This window comes from Clostridiales bacterium (genome assembly GCA_018333995.1).
Classification (GTDB): Bacteria; Actinomycetota; Coriobacteriia; order Anaerosomatales; family SLCP01; genus JAGXSG01.
In genome coordinates this window covers 26,973-48,522 of the sequence record JAGXSG010000023.1, presented here as the reverse complement: position 1 = coordinate 48,522, position 21,550 = coordinate 26,973, and the positions used below count along the sequence as shown (strand labels likewise).

Annotated in this window: 21 protein-coding genes; 12 read left to right on the top strand and 9 right to left on the bottom strand. The window is 62.2% G+C overall.

Features of this window, described 5'->3' with window-relative positions; all coding sequences use genetic code 11:
* The 5 genes from KGZ40_07045 to KGZ40_07025 all read right to left on the bottom strand — a co-directional run.
* Positions 1–534: DNA ligase (locus tag KGZ40_07045; GenBank protein ID MBS3957269.1), on the bottom strand; the 534-nt coding region annotated here is incomplete at its 3' end.
* Positions 531–1,343 carry a Ku protein gene (locus tag KGZ40_07040; GenBank protein ID MBS3957268.1) on the bottom strand — a complete coding sequence of 271 codons (813 nt, stop codon included), beginning with the start codon at positions 1,341–1,343 and terminating at the stop codon, positions 531–533. The genes KGZ40_07040 and KGZ40_07045, both read right to left, overlap by 4 nt.
* Positions 1,344–1,443: 100 nt before the next feature.
* The gene (locus KGZ40_07035) at positions 1,444–1,860 is read right to left on the bottom strand and encodes an NAD-binding protein (protein MBS3957267.1); all 417 of its coding nucleotides are present in this window, start codon (positions 1,858–1,860) and stop codon (positions 1,444–1,446) included.
* 13 nt (positions 1,861–1,873) lie between these two features.
* On the bottom strand, positions 1,874–2,521 hold the full coding sequence (locus KGZ40_07030; GenBank protein ID MBS3957266.1) for a TrkA family potassium uptake protein: 648 nt from the start codon (positions 2,519–2,521) through the stop codon (positions 1,874–1,876).
* Positions 2,518–5,418: a cation-transporting P-type ATPase gene (locus KGZ40_07025; GenBank protein ID MBS3957265.1), complete on the bottom strand. Its 2,901-nt coding sequence runs from the start codon at positions 5,416–5,418 to the stop codon at positions 2,518–2,520. The genes KGZ40_07030 and KGZ40_07025 overlap by 4 nt, the downstream gene beginning before the upstream one ends.
* Positions 5,419–5,664: 246 nt before the next feature.
* Between KGZ40_07025 and KGZ40_07020 the strand changes: the two genes are divergently transcribed.
* A complete protein-coding gene (locus tag KGZ40_07020; protein ID MBS3957264.1) occupies positions 5,665–6,900 on the top strand; it encodes an inner membrane CreD family protein in 1,236 nt (411 codons plus the stop codon).
* Here KGZ40_07020 and KGZ40_07015 read toward each other — a convergent pair.
* Both KGZ40_07015 and KGZ40_07010 read right to left on the bottom strand, forming a co-directional pair.
* A complete protein-coding gene (locus KGZ40_07015; protein MBS3957263.1) occupies positions 6,895–7,623 on the bottom strand; it encodes a hypothetical protein in 729 nt (242 codons plus the stop codon). The genes KGZ40_07020 and KGZ40_07015 overlap by 6 nt on opposite strands.
* Positions 7,624–7,627: 4 nt before the next feature.
* Positions 7,628–7,960 (bottom strand): MoaD/ThiS family protein, encoded by a 333-nt coding sequence (locus KGZ40_07010; GenBank protein MBS3957262.1) that lies wholly within the window; start codon positions 7,958–7,960, stop codon positions 7,628–7,630.
* Positions 7,961–8,088: 128 nt separating this feature from the next.
* Between KGZ40_07010 and KGZ40_07005 the strand changes: the two genes are divergently transcribed.
* Genes KGZ40_07005 through KGZ40_06995 form a run of 3 tightly spaced genes read left to right on the top strand, consistent with a single transcriptional unit; the run spans position 8,089 to position 9,396 of the window.
* Positions 8,089–8,502: a hypothetical protein gene (locus tag KGZ40_07005; GenBank protein ID MBS3957261.1), complete on the top strand. Its 414-nt coding sequence runs from the start codon at positions 8,089–8,091 to the stop codon at positions 8,500–8,502.
* A 16-nt stretch (positions 8,503–8,518) separates the two neighbouring features.
* Positions 8,519–8,962 (top strand): GatB/YqeY domain-containing protein, encoded by a 444-nt coding sequence (locus KGZ40_07000; protein ID MBS3957260.1) that lies wholly within the window; start codon positions 8,519–8,521, stop codon positions 8,960–8,962.
* Between the two features lie 8 nt (positions 8,963–8,970).
* Positions 8,971–9,396, top strand: a complete 426-nt coding sequence (locus tag KGZ40_06995; protein ID MBS3957259.1) for a YbaN family protein — start codon at positions 8,971–8,973, stop codon at positions 9,394–9,396.
* A 26-nt stretch (positions 9,397–9,422) separates the two neighbouring features.
* Here KGZ40_06995 and KGZ40_06990 read toward each other — a convergent pair whose 3' ends face one another.
* Positions 9,423–10,307, bottom strand: coding sequence for a GerMN domain-containing protein (locus KGZ40_06990; protein MBS3957258.1), 885 nt, complete (start codon positions 10,305–10,307; stop codon positions 9,423–9,425).
* Positions 10,308–10,440: 133 nt separating this feature from the next.
* On the bottom strand, positions 10,441–11,490 hold the full coding sequence (locus KGZ40_06985) for a rhodanese-like domain-containing protein (GenBank protein ID MBS3957257.1): 1,050 nt from the start codon (positions 11,488–11,490) through the stop codon (positions 10,441–10,443).
* A gap of 530 nt (positions 11,491–12,020) precedes the next feature.
* Between KGZ40_06985 and KGZ40_06980 the strand changes: the two genes are divergently transcribed.
* Genes KGZ40_06980 through KGZ40_06945 form a run of 8 tightly spaced genes read left to right on the top strand, consistent with a single transcriptional unit; the run spans position 12,021 to position 21,538 of the window.
* Positions 12,021–12,353 (top strand): hypothetical protein, encoded by a 333-nt coding sequence (locus KGZ40_06980; GenBank protein MBS3957256.1) that lies wholly within the window; start codon positions 12,021–12,023, stop codon positions 12,351–12,353.
* Between the two features lie 3 nt (positions 12,354–12,356).
* Positions 12,357–12,728 (top strand): response regulator, encoded by a 372-nt coding sequence (locus KGZ40_06975; protein ID MBS3957255.1) that lies wholly within the window; start codon positions 12,357–12,359, stop codon positions 12,726–12,728.
* Positions 12,729–12,739: 11 nt separating this feature from the next.
* Positions 12,740–14,779, top strand: a complete 2,040-nt coding sequence (locus tag KGZ40_06970) for a chemotaxis protein CheA (protein ID MBS3957254.1) — start codon at positions 12,740–12,742, stop codon at positions 14,777–14,779.
* The gene (locus KGZ40_06965) at positions 14,779–15,312 is read left to right on the top strand and encodes a purine-binding chemotaxis protein CheW (protein MBS3957253.1); all 534 of its coding nucleotides are present in this window, start codon (positions 14,779–14,781) and stop codon (positions 15,310–15,312) included. The genes KGZ40_06970 and KGZ40_06965 overlap by 1 nt, the downstream gene beginning before the upstream one ends.
* A gap of 25 nt (positions 15,313–15,337) precedes the next feature.
* Positions 15,338–17,377: a methyl-accepting chemotaxis protein gene (locus tag KGZ40_06960; GenBank protein ID MBS3957252.1), complete on the top strand. Its 2,040-nt coding sequence runs from the start codon at positions 15,338–15,340 to the stop codon at positions 17,375–17,377.
* 12 nt (positions 17,378–17,389) lie between these two features.
* Positions 17,390–18,274, top strand: coding sequence for a protein-glutamate O-methyltransferase CheR (locus KGZ40_06955; protein ID MBS3957251.1), 885 nt, complete (start codon positions 17,390–17,392; stop codon positions 18,272–18,274).
* On the top strand, positions 18,267–20,711 hold the full coding sequence (locus KGZ40_06950; GenBank protein ID MBS3957250.1) for a HEAT repeat domain-containing protein: 2,445 nt from the start codon (positions 18,267–18,269) through the stop codon (positions 20,709–20,711). Before KGZ40_06955 ends, KGZ40_06950 begins: the two co-directional genes overlap by 8 nt.
* Positions 20,708–21,538 carry a protein-glutamate O-methyltransferase CheR gene (locus KGZ40_06945; protein ID MBS3957249.1) on the top strand — a complete coding sequence of 277 codons (831 nt, stop codon included), beginning with the start codon at positions 20,708–20,710 and terminating at the stop codon, positions 21,536–21,538. Before KGZ40_06950 ends, KGZ40_06945 begins: the two co-directional genes overlap by 4 nt.
* Positions 21,539–21,550: the final 12 nt, after the last annotated feature.

Here is a 21,550-nt window from a genome sequence, read left to right as displayed (position 1 = left end):
CTCGCCGCGAGGCTGCGCGTGCCCGTCGCGCTCCTTGATGAGCAGCCAGCTTTCTGTGCGTTCCCGCGGGCGTGGCTTCATTCGCACGAGCGTCCAGGCACCGGTGAGTTTCTCGCCTTGAAGCGCAAACTTAAGCGCTCCGGCTTCCAGCTCCGCGTGCGCACTTCCGGAGCCGCTTGCGAGAGGTCGCCACGTCCCGCGGTCCCACACGATCACCGCTCCCGCACCGTACTCGCCTGGAGGGATCGTGCCTTCGAACGCGCCATACTCGAGCGGATGGTCTTCGACCCGCATCGCGAGCCGCTTGTCCGCTGGGTCGAGGCTTGGCCCTTTGGGCACCGCCCACGACAGAAGCACGCCGTCGAGTTCCAGGCGCAGATCGTAGTGCAGATTCCGCGCCGCGTGCTTGTGCACCACGTAGGAGAGCGCGCCGACAGCCACGCGCCGGTGTCCGCCGTCCGGCTCGCCAGCGGGTTCGGCGGTCCGGCTGAAATCACGCTTGCTGCGGTACTCGTCGAGCGGCATGGCGCTCACGACGTACGCGCTCGCGCGGCTTCGAGGCTCGCTTTGAGCAGTTCCGTGATGTCGATGACCTCGCCGGTCTCGGCCCACGCCTCCGGCACCTCTTCCGGTGCGGCTACCGCGCCACCTTCGGCCTTGCGTTCGATGAGCGCCAGTACGGCGTCCCGGTACGTGTCGCGGTACTCCTCGGCGGATGGGTCGAACGGGCGCGAGATGATCTCAACCAGCTGCGCCGCTATCGCGAGGTCGGTTTCGGTCAGGCCGGCCTCGGTGATGTCTGCCGGGGGCAGCTTCAGCGTATCGGCTGCGCGAAGCTCGTGCGGGTAGCGCAGGATCTCGAGCATGAGCAGCGGTCCGTGGGGGACGAGCGCGGCAAGATGCTGGCGCGTGCGGATCACCACCTTGGCGAGTGCGACGCGCTTGGTACGGCGCAACGTTTCACGCAGGAGCGCGTACGCTTTCCGTCCGGAAAGCGCGGGTTCGAGGTGGTAGGGCTTGTCGTAGTAAGCCGGATCGATCTCATCCGCGCACACAGCGCCGAGCACGTCTATCGTACGGGTTGCTTCGACGTCGGCGGCGCGGAAGTCCTCTTCTGTCACGACCACGAACCGGCCGTCCTCGAGCTCGTAGCCTTTGACGATCTCCCCCCACGCCACCTCCTTTCCGGTTCGCGCGTTAACGCGCAGTTGCTTGACGGGGGTGAGATCTCGCCTGTCGAGCATCCTAAACGAGAGGTCGCGGCGTTCCTCGGCAGGATAGAGAGTTACTGGAATCGTCACGAGGCCAAATGATATCGAGCCCTTCCAGATGGCGTGTGGCACGGGTTGCTCCTCGCATGTAAGGGTGTGCGGCCGATACGGGCCCGACCGGCCGACGCAACAGTAGATACCCACCCATTGGCATGGTCCGCGAGGTGACCGGCTACGCGCTCGTCCCCTCGAGATGCTCATCGAGGATGTGCGCCATCATCCGGGTGCTCGACACTGTGTGGTCGACCCCGAACATCTCAGTGAATAACCACTCGTTGCGCGGGTCGTTGATGCGCGCGACGGTGACCCGGACACTGTACTCCCGCTTGGCGAGCAGGCATACAACGAGGTTGTCTTCGTCGTGACCGGTCACCGCGGCAACCGCGTCCGCTTGAGTGATTCGGCCGGATTCGAGAACGACGGGCTCACAGCCATCGCCTCTCAGCACATCGAGAGCAGGGTGATCCTCCGCGAGGTGCTCGACACGCGCGGGGTCCTGTTCGATGACGCGGCACGTGTGGCCGGTGTCGCCGAGTTCCTGCGCTAGCGCCGCACCGACCTTGCCGCCTCCCACGATGAGCACGAACATAGCGATCCTCCTCCTACGGTTCGAGCATTCGCTCGAGGTCGAGCAGCGTGTCGTTGGAAACCGCTACATAAAGCATGTCGCCGCTTGACAAAGCGGTACCCGCAGTGGGCATCGACGACGACCCGGAACGAACGAGGGCGACGACCGAGATCGATCCGGGTCGCTGCAGCAGATCGACCGGTCTGCCGTCGAGCGACGGCGGCACCTCGACTGTCACGAGGCGTACCTCTCCGTCACCAAAGCTCAGCTCATGGTGAAGACCCGGGTGGAGCAGTAGGGAGCTGACCTCGTGAGCGCACCACGATACCGACGAAACGGCCGCGATGCCCAAGCGGCGGTATATCTCCGCGCGCCTCGGGTCGTAGATGCGTGCTACGACACGGGGAACGCGGTAGGCCTCGCGCGCTACCTTTGCCGATACGACGTTGGAGTTGTCACCGCTCGTGACCGCGCAGAATGCGTCGGCGTGTTCGATGCCCGCAGCCTCGAGGGCGCCTCGATCGAAGGCTTTGCCGTGCACCACGGTTCCGCCGAATCCAGCGCCGAGGCGCGCGAGCGCCGCACGGTCGTGATCGATGACGGCTACCGCGTGTCCGCGAAGCGATAGGCGGGTCGCGAGGAGGATTCCAACCCTGCCGCTCCCGGCGATGACAACGTTCACGATGCCTCCTCAAAATGGGTGACACGCATGTGCATGCGGGGAGTATTCCCGCCGAGGGGAGCGTCCGCCGACACTCCGTCCCCCCGCATCCGCCTAAGGACCGACTTGCGCAACTCGTCGGCGATGAGCAATACAGGCGCGAGTGCGGCGAGCACGAGCCAGTCGCGCGCCTCAATCGGGACAAAACCGAAGACGCCAGCAAGTGGAGGCCAGTGCGTCAAGAGGACGAACAGCGCAATCTCTGTCGCGATGCCCACGAGGAGCAGCCGATTGGAGAAAAACCCGACGGTCGTGATCGATTCACGAGTCGTCCGCTGCGCAAACGCGTTGCCGATCTGGGTCGCTACGACCGCCCCAAACGTCATCGTCGTAGCAAGCATGTAGAGCTCCCCGCTGTCGGGAAGCTCGATTCCAGGCCGCCATCCGCGGCTCCAGTACGCCCAGAAGTAGGCTCCCATGCAGGCGACCGCCTGTATGGGACCGAGGAAGAAGTACGCTCGGGTCAACACTCGGCGGTCGAGGAGCCGCTCGCTTCTCGGCCGAGGCGGACGCCGCATGACGTCGCGTTCCGGTTTTTCGATTCCGAGGGCGAGCGCGGGGAGGATATCGGTCCCCAGGTCGATGGCGATGATCTGGAGCACCGTCAGCGGCAACGGGATGCCAAATATCACGAAGAGGATGAATGGGACGATCTCAGGGATGTTGCTCGTGAAGATGTACGTCACGAATCGACGGATATTGTCGTATACCGCGCGTCCCTCTTCGATCGCGTGGACGATCGAGGCGAAGTTGTCGTCAGCGAGCACCATGTCGGCGGCCTCGCGTGCGACGTCGGTTCCGGAAGCGCCCATCGCCACACCGATGTCGGCCGCTTTCAGCGCGGGCGCGTCGTTCACGCCATCACCGGTCATCGCAACTGTGTGTCCGAGCGACTTGAGCGAGAGCGCTATCCGCATCTTGTGCTCTGGCGCGACCCGCGCGAAAAGTATGGGCTTGTCGCTTGCGAGCAGCGCAGCGAGGTCTTCCTCGGAGAGCGCCTCGAGCTCAGGCCCGGAGACGATCGTCGATATGTCCTCGACGATGCCGACCCTGCGTGCGATCGATTCGGCTGTCAGTCCGTAATCGCCGGTCACCATGATGATGCGGATGCCGGCCGTCTTGCACTGAGCGACCACGCGTTCGACCTCGGGACGAGGCGGGTCGTGCATCGCGATGAGACCGAGGAAGGTGAGATCGCGCTCGGCCTCGTCCGGGGCGCGCGGCGCATCGGTGTGTCCGATGTGCCGCTCGGCCACGGCCAGCACACGCATGCCCGCCCGCGCGAACTCATCGTTGCGCCGCATAGCGTGCGCCCTGTCATCTTCGGTCATTGGCCGCACGCCTTGTTCGTCGCAAAGGCGTGCACACAACTCGAGCAGTTCGCGCGGAGCACCTTTCGCGAAGAGCACGAGGCCCTCCGGCGCGGCGTGCACGGTGCTCATCCGCTTCCTGACCGAATCGAATGGGAACTCTAAGACGCGCGGAGCAGAGCTGGAAGTGGCTTCGGGTTCGCCTGCGGGGGCTCCGGCATGATCTCCGGAAACCGGCCGAGTAAGCTTGCGCGCGGCGACAACGAGCGCGCCTTCCGTAGGGTCGCCGATGATGCGCCACGACGGCCGCGAATCATCCGGTTCGACGAGACGCGCGTCCGAGCACGCGGCCGCGACCTTTAGTGCGCGCGCGACCCGGGTTGCCGTGTCTGAGGGAGGCGCTAAGCCTTCGAGCAGCACCTCGCCGACGGGTTCGTATCCGGTCCCGGTCACCTCGACCGTAGAGTCCGGGATCCAGACCGCCCGGACGGTCATCTCGTTCGCTGTGAGCGTGCCGGTCTTGTCGGTGCAGATCACTGTGGTCGACCCAAGGGTCTCTACCGCCGAGAGACGCTTGACGAGCGCGGCTCGGCGCGCCATCCGCTGCACGCCCATGGCGAGGGCTAGAGTGACGGTGGGCAGAAGGCCCTCGGGAACGTTCGCGACGATGATTCCCACAGCGAAGAGAAGGCCGGTGACTAGCGGCAGCTCTGCGACGAAGTAGCCAAGCGAGAAGAAGACCGCGCCGAGTGTCGTCGCGAGCACCGCTACGAGGCGCGTCACCCTGCCCATCTCGCGCTGAAGGGGCGATAGACTATCGCCGAGTGACTGGGTCAGCCCGGCGATGGTTCCGAAGTGCGTGTCCATGCCGGTCGCGACCACTACGGCCGAGCCGCGTCCGTGAACCACGTTGGTGCCCGCGAACACGAGGTTGGGGATGTCGGTCGAGTTGGCGTACCGCTCGGTGGCCGGCTCTGCGCTTCGGCGTACTGGCGTCGATTCGCCTGTGAGAGAGGCCTGGTCGACACGTAACTCGAACTGTTCGACGAGGCGGGCGTCCGCCGGGATGCTGCCGCCTTCCTCAAGCACGAGAAGGTCGCCAAACACCACCTCGGCTGCGGGTATCTCGAGCGTCACCCCGGCGCGAACCACTCGTGCGGTGCGGGGGATCAGCCGCTTGAGGGCCTCGGTCGCCTTCTCGGCGCGGTACTCCTGCCAGAAGGAGAACACGGCGTTGATCACGATGACTGCGATGATCGCCCAGGCAAGTTCAGGTAATCCGCCGAGGAACGCAAGGGCGGCGCCAACCCAGAGCATGAGCGCGAACAAGTGGTAGAAGTGCTCGAAGAACCGAAGCGGCAGAGGATGGACCACCGCCTCGTTGATCTCGTTTGGCCCGGCAGAAAGGAGCCGTTCGGCCGCGGTGGGTTGATCGAGACCTGACGGGCCCGATCCTGTCTGGGCGAACACTTCGTGACGCGTGAGGGCGGCGTACTCCTCACCCGTGGGGCGCTTGACAGTGCGTTTGGGTACGCGAACCGCCGACATATCCCCATCTCCGCAGCAGGCGCAGCGCAAGAGAAAGCGCCGCGACATGAGTTGATTCCCGATTTCGGTCAAACATTGACGGTCTATGCGAAATGGTGGCGGAGGTGAGGGCTTGTCTTTGTGTCCGCGTCACGTAACCGTTACCGAGGTGTGTTCTCACCGCAACGGGCGCGGCTCCCGAGTGCGTGACGATGAGATGGTGCGACCGCTGGATTGACACGGAAGGCTGTGAGGAAAGGGGGAGCGGTGAGCGGGCAGAGACTCTTCGCTATCTTTGTCGTGTTTATCGTCGCGGCGTTTGGCTGGGTGTTTCTTGGGGGCTCGATTGAGGCGAGAACTCACCAGGCTGACGGTGCCGGATGGGAGGGCGTGTCGTCCCTTTGGGGCGAGCCCCAGGCACAATCAGTTCCACAGTTCAAGGTAAACGGTAAACCGGTGCCGGTCGCATCTAGTGAGATCACCGCTGACTTCACACTTGACCAGCGGCGAAGAGGTCTACTGTGGTACTCGACGTACACCGTGGACTTTTCGGGCGCATATGGGATTCACAACTCGTCACGTGAGGCGACGCAAGTCACGATGGCGCTTTCATTCCCGACCGCGACCGGTGTCTACGACGGGTTCTTTGTCACCGTGGACGGATCGACGGTTCCGGTACGATTCGATGGAGGTCAGGCGATCGCCACCTTTTCGCTTGCGGCGGGGGCACAAGCTCGTGTCGAGACCGGCTACCGCACGCAGGGGCTCGACGCGTGGCGCTACATCGCCACGGATGGCGTTGACGTGATCAACGATTTCTCGCTTGTGATGCGCACCGGATTCGACGGGTTCGACTTCCCGTCCGATGGCGTTTCTCCCACATCGAAGCAAGCGACGGAGGATGGCTGGGAACTGACCTGGAGCTACGACACGCTTGTGAGTGGTCGCCCGATCGCCATCACGATGCCGACCCCGCTCAACCCAGGACCGGTCGCTTCACGTATCTCGTTCTTCGCACCGGTCTCGCTCATCTTCTACTTTGCCGCCCTGGTGCTTGTCACCGCGATACGCCGGGTCAACATCCACCCCGTGAACTTCGCGTTCCTTGCCGCCGGGTTCTTCGCGTTTCACCTGCTCTTTGCGTACCTTGTCGACCGCATCGATCTGCTTGCCGCTTTTGCCATCGCCTCGGCGGTTTCGGTGGCGCTGTGCGTGAGCTACCTGCGGCTTGCCGTCTCCGACCGCCGGACGCTTATAGAGGCGGCCGTAGGACAGTTTGTCTTTCTCGTGCTGTTCAGCTTCAGCTTCTTCTTTGAGGGCAACACGGGGCTTGCGATAACGATCGGCACCATCTTGACGCTCGCGTATTTCATGTTCCGCACCGCCCACATCGATTGGGCCGAGCTGTTTGAGCGCAACGCGGCGGAGCGGGCGGCGAAGCGTGGGGTCACCGACCGCGAGCGGCAGCAGGCGCTGGCAGCACACGTGCCGCCAACATCATAGCCGCCGACCGATTAGTGCCTCGGCCGCCGCATCGACGCGCGCTTCGAGGATCTCGATTCTCGCTAGAACCAGCGCGGCATCCGAGTCCCCCATGGTGATCGCCGCCGGCGACCCTGAGAAAACGGGTACACCCGTACCATTCGACGTCTTGCCGTGCACGAAACGCAGATAGCCAAGCGCCAATGTTACGAGCAAGGCGAAGACAATGACGGCGAAGCGCGCGACCGATTCCCCGCTGAAGATGATCCATCCGACCCCGTAGACCATAGTGAACAAGCCGCCGAGCAACAGGCCGTTGGAGATGACACGGAGTTGATCGCTGCGTACGAGCGAGACTCCCATGACCATCGTCGCGAACAAGATGAGCACGATACTCGTGTTGCGTGCCCATAGTTGCCGGTTCGCTTCGGTTTGGTCCGTCAGGACGCGCATCTCTTCTTGGATCTCACCGAGGCGCCGTTCATCCTGCGGGGAGAGCTCACCCTTTGTCACGCGGTAGATCTGGTCCTGTTCGTTTTGGAGTTCACGCATCTCGGGAGTGTCCCACTGCTCCGGCTGGGGGTAGAACGTGTTCACGCCGATACCGATGAACGCGAGCACCATGAGTCCGAGAAAGAAGGAGAAGATCGTCTGAAGCGCGTATTGCTGCCGTTCCTTTTGCGGGTCCGCCACTGATTCCACGACCTTTCGACGACCGGCGGGACGCCGGGTTGCACGTTGCATACTACTACCTTGCGGGCGGCGTGCGCATCGTGTCCACAGTCGGTGCTTGGTGTGCTCCGAAGAGGCCGAGTAAGAAGCGATGGGGGCCTGGCGTGCCCGGTGGGACGAACGCGATTCGGTCACCGGGCATGACGATGTGGTCGAGTCCACGGACGACGTGGTTGACGAACACGCCCTCAATCTGGTCGACCGGCAGTTCAAGCGCGTGAGCGATGTCACGCGCCGACAATCCCGTAGCGGGCGGTGTCATCTCCGATATCGGCGCTAGGCCTCGCTCTGTTCTCGCCGAGCGGAGCATCCCGAACATCCGTATCGTCACGGGCGCGATCGTTTTCATGCCTTCAAGATACCATCCCGGAGCTGCGATACCATGTGATAAACTGCCAACTTAGCGGCCACGAAGTCCGATGCGTTGTCGCCTGATTGCCGGGACGGCCGGACGCATTCGAGGGGGGAGACGGACCAGTGAAGAAGGTGGTAGCGCTGGCGGCGGGAGTAATGTTGCTGCTTGGGATGTTCGCAGGGTGTGCTCCGAACCCGCCTGAACAGGACGCCTACAAGGTGCTCGACGAGGCCATCCACGATGTGGAGAGCACGTTTGTCCGGTTCCTCAATGTCGACCCGGACGGTCCCGCAGAAGATGTCGTGTCTGCGGTTGAGCGTCTCTCATCCGAGTGGGCGGCGGTGGCCGCGGCGGCCGAGGGCCTTGAAGGCGTCGACATTTCAGCCGCTCAGGCCGCCTATGACGAATTGGTCGACGCCACGGCGCAGGTACCCGATGAAATGACCGCCAGCGAGGCGTTGCGGGCGATCCAGCCTGTACTCGACGCGTTTAAGGCTGAAGTTGACAAGGTTCACGACGCGCTTGATCTTCATTAGGCAAGGAGGTCACGGAGTGGATAGAGAGTCGCTTATCTCGGAGATCAAGAACGCGATGCGCGCACACGACAAGCAGCGCGTGTCGGTGTTGCGCCTTGTCAAGAGCGAGGTCGACGCACTCGAGAAGGAGTCTCGCCGAGACGCCGCTGAAGCCGAGGTCGTTTCGGCGCTGAAGAAGGTGCTCAAGCAGACGGCCGAGACCCTTGAGGGCTCAATCAAGGCTGGCACCGATGAGGCGCGGACCGCATCGCTACGGGAAAAGGTGGCCATCCTTGAGGGTTATCTGCCAACTCAGGTGACCGGCGAGGAACTTGCCGCGATAGTCGATCGAATACTTGCCGAGGAGGGAGTCTCGGACAAGCGCGAGATGGGCCGGGTGATCGGACTCGTGGGACAGGTGACCGGCGGGAACTGCGACAAGGCCGAGGTCGCGAGGATCGTCGCCGCGAGACTCGGGTAGGACACCCTGTGAACGCCCTCGTTCGTCCGGCGCTGCTGATTCTTGGAACGGTGTCGCTGGGACTCGGCGTCGTAGGAATGGTACTGCCAGTGATGCCTACGACGCCGTTTCTGCTGCTTGCCGCGTATTGCTTCGCACGCTCATCCGAGCGCATGCATCGATGGCTCGTCACGCATCCGCGGTTCGGGGGCTACGTGGCAGGATTCATCTACGGCGGCGGCGTTCCGCGAAGAGCGAAGAGAGCCGCGCTACTCACATTGTGGCCAGCGATATTGATCTCAAGCGTCATTGTCGTTCTCACCGCGTCGAGTACGTTCGTGGCCATCGCCGCGCCGACGGCGATGGTTGTTGCGGCTTCGATCGTGAGCGTGTACATCGTTACCCGGCCGGTCGAAGATGACGACGCCGTACCAGAGCGTGAGGCCCATGAATGACCCTCATCGCGTTTGCGGTCGCTGCCTCAGCGCTTGAGGTCGATCGGGATCTCTTTGAGGTTGATGCGTGAGCCGTCTTCGGCCGACTCCTCGAACACGATGAGCGATCCGCTTCCTTCGAGTTCAGCCTCGTAGTCGATAACGACGTCGAATGTGCCCCATGTGCCTGAGCCGGCGGTGGCGGTGGCCATGCCCTCGAAGATGATCCGCCCGCCCGAATCCACGAGTTCGAGGAGTAGCGTCGCTTCGAACGTGTTTGAAACTCCGGTCACGCGTAGCGGCGGTTCGACTGCATCCCACGGCGCGGGCGACTCAACGAAGATGAGAGGCAAGACGTTGTCGGTGAAGTCTTCTCTGCCCACTGGAGGGTCGACCATGACGCCCTCACCGCCGATTGCCTCAGCGGGGACGCCGTCGATCATGAAGCTTACCGTGTCAACGGTGTCGAACTGGGTAAGGGTGTACACCACCTGGGCGACTCTCAGCAGCATCGATGTCGAGCCGCCTCCCGACTGAAACTCGCCGCTCAGATCAACGGTAGCTACGCCTTCTTCGATCTGAAGGCCGAGAAGCACGGTGCCCTCTGGAATCTCCGTGGCGAAGCCAAGCTCCGATTCGCGCTCCGCGACTCCGGTGAGCAGCTCGTCCATAGCGGCGGCGGCGACCCCGGGTGTCGCACTGATCTCACGCCGCGCTACGGTGAGTTTCTCCCCGTCGACAAGGTACACGAGCACGGATGTGGATTTGGCGGCGGGTTCCGGGACTTGGGATGCGGGCGATTCCGTCGCTGGTCCAGGCACAGGGGCAGGTGGCTCGGACTCCGCTTCGCGGCATCCGGTGACAGACATCGCCATGAGAACACTGAGCGCCGCGGTGGCGAGCGCGGTTTTCAATCTGCGGGAGGATATCATCGTTGCGTCTCCTTCTTCTGAGTCGACGAGGAGTATCTACCCGTCACGCACGATCCGCGTGCGTTCATACTCGGAAGGCCCCGCCCACATGCCAGTGGACGAGGCCTTCCAGGGAGCGGTGCGTACGCCGCCGCTATTGGCCTGTGACTACAGGGAAGTTCTGAACCTTGGCAGGGTCGTACATCGGCACGCCGCGCACCTCGGCGTTGTTGGTCCACGCACCGAGACCGAAGCGCTGAGCGTACACGTCGTAACCCAGTTGACCGAGGAACATCTGCATGAAGCCGGAATTATGTCCCTGATAGCAGGTGACGACGATCTTCTTGTCGGGGTCGAATTGCTTGAGGACCCCTTCGGTCGCGAGCTTCGCGCGGCCAATATTGATCGCACCCTCGGGGTGTCCGAGCGCGTAGTGCTCAGGGGAGACCGCGGTGATCAGCATGAAGTCGTCCGCGCCGGCCTCGATCCATCCGTTGAGCTCTGTTGCGGTGATGAGATTCGTGTTGCCTCCGCGGGCAAGGAACGCCTTGGTCGCATTGATGACGACCTCACGAACGTCAGCAGCGCCGGTGTCAAGCGTGGGGAGGTCGAAGGTGGGCTCGGCGGTGAATCCTTCGGTTGTCACCGGATAGTCAGCGCCCACGCCGTCCCACACCTTGCCGCCGTCGATACCGTAGAGTGCCGGGTCGGTGGTCCAGCCACTGATGCCGAAGCGCAGGAACATCGCCTCGTAACCGAGCTGGCTGTATACACACACCACGCCCGTCGCCTTAGAGCCGTCGTAATCGACAACTAGCTGCGTCTTGTCGGGATTGAGCTTCGCGAGCTGGTCCTCGTCTACGATCGTCTCGTAGGGGATGTTGATCGCGCCCTCGATGTGGCCGGCGGCGTAGTGTTCCGGGCTGCGAACGTCGATCAGCTGGAACGAATCATCGTTCTTCACGAACAGCAGGTCATTGAGGTCTGCGGCGTTGACCACCCAGTTCTGCGAGAACTCGGAACTCAGGTACTCGTTCGTCACCTCGATGAGCTCAGCGGCCTCGTCGATCGATGGGGCTTCCGCTGGCTCCTCCGCCGGCGGTGCCGGAGCGGGCGTCTCGGCCTCGCCACAACCGGGCAGGATGGCGAGCCCCGCGAATATCATGAGGCTCATAAGGACAAGCAACACTCTGCGCGCTATCATCGTTCCCCCTTTGGCCGGGAATCAAGTTGCCGTGTCGCGTCGCGACCGGCGGCGTGCCATACAGCGTCGACCAGGACGCCGTCACAAGAGAGTATCGGCCTTCATGCGGCGACGCTTTATGACTGAATTCACAATCGCTTGTGCGACTACTCCCGTCAAATGATACCTGAGCCTGTGGTCGGCGCCCGCTATTTCGATTTGACCAGCTCATGCGTCTATTGCATCTGAGGTGCCGACGTTCGCTTACTAAGGACGTGAAGTGCGAGCGTGGATTTCTGTATGCTGTACGCAGGTGTGACCACATATCAATAGCCAGGATCACGGGGGTGCAGTGTGCGGGCTTCCGGGCATGTGATAGCCGCCGCGCATAGCGGATCGAGCACACGCGCTGGATATGGTGTCTCAAACTCCCAGGCATGTGAGCCGATGTATCTATTCAGGAATCATTGCACGAAACTGTACATTGAGTAGCGGATGCGTTCACGTGGCCGTTGTGACGCCCCGGGGGGAGTATGACTGGTGAGTGAGTCATGAGTGCCAGAAGAGCGGTCAGGCTCCACGTGGTGACCGCACCTGACCCGAGGGGCCCCGAGGGGCTCGACGCGTTGAGACGCGGAATCACTGAGGCGCTGGACGTCGGCGCTGGGGACATACGCGTCGACCTGCGAGATGCCCATGTGATAGACGGAGCGTGTCTCGCGGTTATCTTGCGTGCCGCTTCCTCGATGCCAACAGGCAGGTCACTTACCGTGGCCGCAAGCGCGGATATCGCACGTTCGTTTGCCGAGTGGAGGCTGGACACCGTGTTCGACGTCGTAGACGTAGCTACTGATCAGGTGGCCAGCTCTACTGGAAGGGAGTGAGTCATGCAACTTGGAGACGTCCTCATAGTCGATGATTCAAAGACAATGAGGATGCTGGTGTCGTTTGCCCTCGGCAAGTATTGGGGGTGTCAGATCAGGGAGGCGGCAAACGGTGTGGAGGCGCTTGAGCGAGTCGCCGAGCGAGTCCCTGACCTCATGGTCGTGGACATCAACATGCCGGAGATGAACGGCCTCGAGTTGATCCAGACGATCCGCAAGGATCCGGACAAGCGGAGCTTGCCGATCGTGGTGCTCACGACTGAGGGAAGCGACGAGGACATTCGTAAGGGGATGCTCGCCGGCGCCACAGAGTACCTCGTGAAACCGTTTCAACCGCAGAAGCTGCATTCGATCATCGATCGGTTTGAGGACTAGGCGATCTGTCAATGGCCCCCGAAGAGTTCAACGATGCGTCTCTCGTGCAGGAGTTCATCGTCGAGGCCGACGAGTACCTCCGGTCGCTCGACGATGATCTGCTCGCTTTGGAGCGGATCTATCTCACGGACGAAGCACCGGATGACCTGATTGAGAACATGTTTCGCGCGACCCACACCATCAAGGGTCTCGCGGCGATGTTCGATTTCGACGACATCAAGAATCTTTCGCACGTCATGGAAAGCGTGTTCCAGGCGTTCCGAAAGAAGGAGCGTGCGGTCGACGAGGCGTGTCTAGAGGTGCTGTTCCGCGGGGTGGACGCACTGCGGGATGCGCTGGCTGCTGTGTCCGCCGGGGAAGGTGAAGTAGTTGGTTCCGCACGCGACGCGGTGCGCGCGATTGACGCCCTGCTCGATTCGGTGCCAGTCACGGAGAATGCAGACCGGACGCCGACGGGGCTTGCCGGTCTCGGCGAGTACGCACAGGCGCGGATAGCCGAGGCGCCGGACGAAGGGCTTCGGGCGGTGAGGCTCTTGCTGAGGTGGGGAATCGAACTTCGGCTCGGTGCTCTCCGGATCAGCGCGATCGAACGTGCGCTCGGCAAGGGGGAGGTGCTCGAAGCCCGGCCGCTCCTCGACGACATACCCATGATCTTTGAGGCTGACTCGGCGCGTACCGACGTGACATTCGAGGTTGTTGCGCTCACCGACATCACCGATGCCGAGATCGGGGACAACCTCGGCGTGAGTGTGTCGACAATACGTACGATCGCTGGTACCGGGGATCTCCAGAAATCGGATGCGGAAGTATGCGAGCCGACAGTAGCCGCGAGCGCGCAGCACATCATCCGAGTCGACATAGGGCGACTCGACGAGCTTATGGACCTGACCGGCGAGATTGTCACCGCGCGGACGAGACTTGAGGATCTGGTGGGCGAGATCAAGGCGGCCAACCGAAAAGATGAGTCCGTGCAGCTACTCGCGGGTGCGGCGAAAGATCTGTCACGGCTCGTGGATGGGTTACAGGACCAAGTGATGCGGTTGCGCATGGTACCGGTGAATCAGTTGTTCTCGAAATTCCATCGCACCGTCCGCGACATTGCGCGTTGGTCCGGCAAGGAGATTCAGCTTGTGTTCGAGGGCGAGGAGACCGAGCTCGACAAACGTCTGATAGAACAGGTCGAAGAGACACTGTTGCACATGGTGAGGAACGCCTGCGACCACGGGATTGAGACACCGGAAGAGCGAGTTGCGGCGGGAAAACCCCGGCAAGGAACCATCACGTTGGCGGCGGGTCATGAGGGCAATTACGTATTCATCGAGACCCGGGATGATGGGAAAGGCCTCGATGTCGGCGCAATCTGGAACAAAGCGGTTGAGCAAGGCAGGATTAGCTCCGACGAGGAGATCGGCGACGCTTTGATCGTCGATATCATCACAGGCTCGGGTTTTTCCACCGCCGAGACGATCACCGATATCTCGGGACGCGGTGTCGGCATGGACATCGTGCGCAAGAAGCTCGCGGAACTCGGTGGAACGATTCAGTTCGAGACAGAGTTTCGCGGCGGAACGACGTTTACGATGCGCTTGCCGCTGACGCTCGCGATCATGTCAGCGCTGCTTGTCAGCGAGGAAGAGCGTGCGTTCGCGATCCCCCTCGCATCGGTTGCGGAGGTATTGCGAGTCGACCGAGGCGAAATCCGCACGATCAAGGGGTCGCAGGTCATGGACTTACGCGGACACTCGCTACCGGTAGTCGATCTAGGTCATACGCTCGGTTTCGAGGAGGAGCCGAGCCATACCGGTAAAGGATTCGTGGTAGTGGTCTCAGGGGTAGGCCATCGGCTCGGCGTGCTGGTTGACGCGCTTGTCGGCCAGCAGCAGGTAGTGGTCAAGAATCTCGAGGAAACCCTCGGTCGCACACCGGGTATCGGGGGCGCGACGATTCTTGGCGATGGTTCTGTGGTGCCCATCATAGACGTGGACGGCGTGGTTGACTTAATCGCCGGGCGTTCCAAGAACGAAACGGTCGTGGGAGGTGGGGTCCGTTGATGGCGCGAAAACGCGCACCCAAAGTGCTCGATGAGGACCTAAGTTCTGTCAGGGAAGCTCGTGTCAGTGATGCGGACACGCTTCAGCTGGTCACGCTTCTGCTCGCGAAGGACGAGTTTGGATTCCACATCGGCAAAGTGCAGGAGATTATCCGGTACAGCGCAATGAAGATCACCGCGATCCCCAACGCGCCACGGTTCGTTGAAGGCGTGATCAATCTCCGCGGTCGCCTCGTCCCCGTAGTGGATTTACGTAAACGGTTTGGCTTTACCGCTGAGGCGCTCGGAAAGACCGCCCGCATCATTATCGTGCACGTTGGCGCTCGGACGATAGGACTTGTCGTTGATGCCGTGGTGGAGGTGGTTCGCGTCTCCTCGCTCGAGGTCGAGCGCCTCCCGGATCTTGCGGCCGGCGTCGGCACCGAGTTCGTGGAAGGTGTGTGCAGGGTGGAGCGCGGTATGGTCGTCGTGCTCGATCTCGAAATGATGTTCTCGCAGGAAGAGACCGACGCCATGGGAAGCCTTGCCGGTTGAGGCTCGAGAGGAAAGGGTCGAGAAGATGAAGTTCAGAATCCCGTTGCCAAAGCAGCTTCCACGAATGCAGCGAACAGTGCGCGTGAAGTTGACGCTGGGTTTTCTTGTGGTTGCGGCGATCGTCGTGCTCGCGGCCGTGGCCGGTATTATGTCGGTGCAGCGCGTCGCCAATGCGTCCAACCGGATAGTGCACGAACATATCCCCCGCACTATCACCACTCACGACGCGCAGGTCGCAGCCATGAAGCTCAGTGACTTGTACACAGAGTCCCTCATCCAGATCACCCCGAGCGAGGCGCGTGCGGTTTCGGGAGAGGCTGACACCTACGACGCTGAGGCGAGACGCTTGCTGACCGCTCTCCAGCAGGGTGACGCAGAGCTGGGACTGGAGAGGATGGAGAGCGCCGCAGGAGTTGAGGCGCTAAACAGGGCAATCGCGGCGTATGAGACGTTCTTCGAGGCGGGCGGCGAGATGGTTCGTGCGCACGTGCGCAATTTGCAGGGCGGTGCCGACATCGGTACTGGCATGTCGATCTTTGAGTACATGGGGACCTTTGACGGGAAGCGCGAAGAGCTTTTCGTGGCTCTTGATGAGCTTGAGTCGGTTGTGGAAGCTGACATCCAGGCAGCGCAGCAGAGCGCCGAGCAGACCCAGGTGCTCGCGTATTCCATAATGGCTGTCATCTTGGTTCTGAGCGTGCTCGCGTCGGTTGGCGTGGGCTGGTTCATCTCCCGTCAGATTACGGTGCCGCTCCGCCGTGCGGTCGCCTTCGCGGAGACGATCGCCTCTGGAGACCTGTCTACCCGTATGCACGCCCGCTCAGGTGATGAGCTCGGAGACCTCGCCATCGCGCTCAATGAGATGACCGAGAAACTCTCGCTCATCATTGGCACCATCAAGACCTCCTCGGATGACCTTGCGACCGCTGCCGAGCAGATATCGGCGACGACTAGGATGATCAGCGAGGGCGCGGAGACGCAGTCCTCGGCAACGGAGGAGACGAGCGTCTCGATGGAGGAGATGGCCGCCTCCATCGATCAGGTTGCATCGAGCGCCGAGCAACTTGGTTCGAGCGCCGATGAAACCTCCGCGACCATTAGTGAGATGGCCGCGTCTGTCGAACAGATCGCTCACAGCGTTGAGGGGCTGTCTACGGTGGTGGCAAGCACCGCGAACGGCATCCAGCAGGTCATCGAGTCGACGGAGCGGGTCGCCGAGAGCGCGGATCGCGTGTCCAAGATGACGGATGAGGCCGGAAAGGCGGCCAACGAGGGCGTTGACAAGGTCGAGTCGATGGCCGACGCGATGGCTGCCATCGCGGAGTCGATCGAAGGCACTGTCGAGGTGGTCAAGAGTCTGGGCAAGCGCAGCAAGGAGATCGGGGAGATCACGGGGGTCATCGATGATATCGCCGAGCAGACCAACTTACTTGCGCTCAACGCCGCGATTGAAGCGGCGCGCGCCGGCGAACACGGCCGTGGCTTCGCGGTTGTGGCTGAGGCGGTTCGTGAGCTAGCCGAGCGTTCGACAGAATCCACGAAGGAAATCAGCGCGCTGATCGCCACCATCAGGGAAGACACGGAGCACGCTGTCGAGTCCACACTGACGAGCGCCAAGAGGGCGCTAGAGTCTCGCGCTGTGAGCGACAAGGCGAAAGCGACTCTCCACGGCATCAGCGAGACTTTCGATGAAGTGATCGAGGCGATGCGTGAGATTAGTTCGGCCACCGCTGAACAGGTGCGAAGCGGACGCACGGTGCTCGCTGAGGTCGACGAGATGAAGCTGCTCCACCGTCAGGTAGACACCGCGATCCAGGAGCAAGCGCATGGTTCGCAGCAGATCGTGACTGCGGTCGAACACATGACGAACCTTGTTTCTCAGGTTGTCTCGGCGACCGGTGAACAGAAGCGCGGGGGCGAGCACATGGTCATGGCGATGGAAAACATCGCCCAGGCGACGCGGACGAATCTGGACGGAATCACGGAGCTTGCTAGAGCCGCGGGCAACTTGGCCGAGCAATCATCCAACCTCCGAGAAGTAGTCGAAGGCTTCAAGCTGAAGTGACGGGGGCGGTACGTGACGGGTTCTATCCTCGCACCAAAGGACTTCCGCAGGTACTTTGAGCAACGCGCGATCGAGACCGCTGGCGTGCGTCTAGACAAGCGCTGGGAGTATCGCGCCGCCGGTGCTCTGGCCGCTGTGATGCGGGAGAATGGCGCGACAACGTGGGAGCAACTCGAGACGCTTCTGGATGCGCCGGGGACAGGCTCGGCGCTGGTGGAGAGGCTGGTGGGCGAGGTGACAGTGCAAGAGACACGTCTGTTCCGGGATGCCGGTCAGATGCGCCTCTTGCGTGAAGAGGTTCTGCCTGATGTATGCAAGCGGGCTATCGAGCGCAAGATGCCCTTACGAGTCTGGTCAGCCGGATGCGCAAGTGGAGAAGAGGCCTACTCCTTGGCAATGCTCGCCGCCGAGTGTACCCGTGAAGGCAGGGATTTGCCCTACACGGTGGTGGGTACGGATATCTCCGCTTCGGCGATCGCAACCGCCCGGCGCGGCGTGTATCGCGAGCCCGAAGAGGGATCGTGCGGCCGTGAGTTTAGATCGTTGTTTGACCGCTACACCGTGGCGGATGCGGAGGGCATGATATCTGTTTCCGAGGAGATCCGCAGGAACACGAGGTTTGCCGTGCGCAATTTGCTTGGGACGCTACCCGTGCGCGGTCAGGACTTCGTGTTATGCCGCAACGTGATGATGTACCTGTCAACTGACGCCCGCGAGAGGCTGATTAGGCGCTTGTGGGACTCGCTCGTTCCAGGCGGTTGGCTGTTGACCGGCGAGGCCGACTTGATCCACCAGATCCCCAACCTCTTCGAGACACGGAATTACGGCCGGGTGGCACTCTACCGCCGACCCCTTTCCGCTTCCCCGCTGCGAACCGGAGGCGAACTTCATGGATAGTTCCGCGGCGTTTCGCTCTTCAGCCGCCTCGGCCGAGATTGCGATAGGCGCAGACGACCTCGAGTCTCTCGACCATGGCGAGCGGCGTCGGCGAAAGGTAGAGCGGCTTCGAATCGACCGGGGCGCGGGCGCTGTCCTTGGGCTGGTCGAGTCACTTGCGGATAGTGACTGGCGAGTTCGCCGTTCCGCCGCCCAGGCGTTGGCCGTTGACTCGGATGTTGACGCGTCCGCGCTCTTGGGCGATCTGCTGTATTCCGAGAATGCCGGCGAGCGTAACGCAGCGATCAAGGCGCTTATCAAGCGCAGCGGTGAGTCGATTGCGGTTCTTGTGGAACACCTCTCTTCGGACGTCGCGGATGTACGGAACTTCTCGGCGCTCGCGTTGGGACAGATCGGTGATCCGGCGGCCCTGGCGCATCTCATCCCGATGCTCGATACCGAAGAGGACGAGAACGTACGCCACATGCTGATCGAGGCGATTGGGTGTATAGGCGACGAGAGCGCGGTACATGCGCTACTGGAGGTGCTTGAGGAGAACACGTTCGCCTCTGTGGCCGCGGCTGAAGCGCTCGGTACGATCGCCTCAAAACGGGCGATCCGCCAGCTCGCTGGGAAGCTGGGTGACGATCCGATCGGTGCCGCGTGCGCTGAGGCTCTCGGGCGGATCGGGGACGTGCGCTCCCTTGTGCCGCTTGTGCACTCGGCGGCGAATGCAAGCGCATTCTACGGCGCCTGTGTCGTTCGCGCGTTGGCAGGAATCATCAAGGTGATCGACGACGGAACCAGGCCGGTGTTTCGACGTATCACCGCTGACGTGCGTGACTCGGCGCCCACCACGTTGCGTGATGCAGTCAACGCGGCGCTTCGCAGCGAGGGTCCCGACAGAGCGGCGGGCATGGTGGTCGCCTTGTGGCTCGGCGATCCGTCGTTTGCCCCTTCGGTGTGCCAGGCTGCCGAAACCTCAGATCTGATCGAGGACGCATCGAGCTTCCTTGCGGAGAATCTCGAAGCTGTGAGGTCGCAACTTGACGCCGCCGAGCGGAGTTCGTTTCCCGCGGTCCGCTCAGTGCTGGTGCGCGCGCTCGCCGCCGCTGGCGATGAGCGGGACGTTCCCCGTCTCCTGCGGTTAACGGGTGACGAGAATATGTCAGTTCGCACCGGGGCCATCGAAGCCCTCGCGAGACTAGGTGGAGCTGAGCACATCGAGGTGTTCGTAGATCTGCTTCACGATGAGTTCGATGAGATCAGATTCGCGGCGGCAGAGGCGCTTGCTGGTCTCGGGCCACTGCGTGTTGCCGGTGCGCTCGGCAAGTCAGTGGAGCTGGGTGACGAGCGCGTACGTGAGTCAGTCGCGCGGATGCTCGCTAGTCTACCGGAGCGGTCTGGGGACGAAGCGCTCTGGGACATCGCTCTTACCTTGGCCCGTGATCCGAGCCCGCTCGTGAGGCGCCAGGTTGCTCCCGCGCTCGGGATGATTCCCGGACACGAGGCGTTATCGGTGCTCTTTACTCTGGCGCTCGACGTGGATCATCTGCTCAGAGTGACTGCAATTCGAACGCTCGCGACACGAAACGAGCCGACGGCAAGGCGGGTCCTGCGTCAAGCCGTAGAGGAAGGTTCGACATCGATCACGGCAGCGGCGGTGAAGGGCCTTGCTGTCGAGGCCTCGCCGGAGGACATCGAGTTGATGCGGAGCCTGCTCCACAGCTCGGATCCAGGTGTGGTCGTCGCAGCGTTGGCGGCACTAGGCAAGTGCGGAGGCTCCCGGGAGATCCCCGCAGTGGCCGAGCACGTTGAGCACGCAGTCCCCGACGTGCGAGAGGCAGCGCTTCGAGCACTCCTCGCGCTTGGCTGGCCGGGTGTCTGTGAAGTGGCGGCACGGGTGCTCGGCGGACAAGAGGAGAGCTGGAACGTCCGGCTCGCCGCAGTTGAGGCTCTCGAGTCATGCGACGCGCCGGAGGCTTCTAACCTGCTAGAGCGAGTCATCAGCGATCCTGAGCCACTCGTTCGGATCCGTGCGGTGCGCGCGATGGCGGGCGTTTCCGATCCCGCCGCACCAGAGCGGCTGATCGCGCTTCTCGACGACAGTCTCCTGTCGCAGCACGCAGCCGAGAGCCTCGTATCACTGGGAGCCGCCGCTGTTTCCCAGCTCCTCGCGCACGCCGCAAGTACGGTTGATGAGCGGCGCGCGATCGCGTGTCTCGCGCTTGGACGTATCGGAACGCCCGAGGCGCTGTCGTACCTAGCCGTTCAACTTCGGGCCTCAGATACCGATAGCCGATGGGCCGCTGCGCTTGGCCTTTCAGTGAGCGATGAGCCAGGGGCGCTGGTCGACGAATTGCGGAATGCGCTTGTTGTGGAGAAGGACGTGGCGGTCGCCGCCGCGATCGCGGCCACGCTTCATGCTGAGTCCGCCTCACCGAACGGCGTCTCATGAGCGCCATGTTCGAGATGCGTCCGTACGAGTTCCGGCTCATGCGGCAGCTGTTTTCCGAACACTGCGGCATATATCCGCCAGAGGAGGCAATGCCCACGTTCGCGCGCAAGCTCGCTAAAGCGATGCAGGCCACCCAGGCAGCGGATTTCACCGAGTATTATCACCTGCTCAAGTACGGTGACGGCCTCGAGCTCGAACGGGCGGTCGACGCGATCGTCAACAACGAGACGTACTTCTTTCGCGAGATTGGTCAGATTGAGGCCATTCTCGACATCGTACGGGATGCTCCAGCGAAAGCGCGTTCTGTCCGGATCCTCTCGGCAGGGTGTTCTACGGGAGAGGAGCCGTATACGATCGCCATGCTGCTCCACGAAGCGGGACTGTTCGATGTCGAGCGGCGTGTCGAGATACACGGAGTCGACATTTCGAGTCGTGCGCTTGAAAAGGCAAGGCATGCGAAGTACACGAGCAACTCATTCCGAAGTGCGGAGGGACGATACCTCGATTGGTATTTCAAGCCGGTTGACGGAGTGTTGCGCATTGACGAAGCGCTCCGCCGCCGCGTGTCCTTCTCGCAGGCGAACTTGGTGGACACAAGGAGAATGCGCTCGCTCGGCATGTTCGATATCGTGCTGTGCCGCAACGTTATGATCTACTTCGATGCGGCGAGTCGCTTGAGGGCTCTCGATGGGCTGATTGGCGTGACGCGCGAGGCGGGTCACCTGTTCGTTGGACATTCTGAGTCGCTGTTCAACGTGACTAATACCCTGGAAATGGTTCAGGTTGGCAAAGCGATCGGGTATCGCAAGCCCGTTGATATGGCATGACTCGTTGGCTTT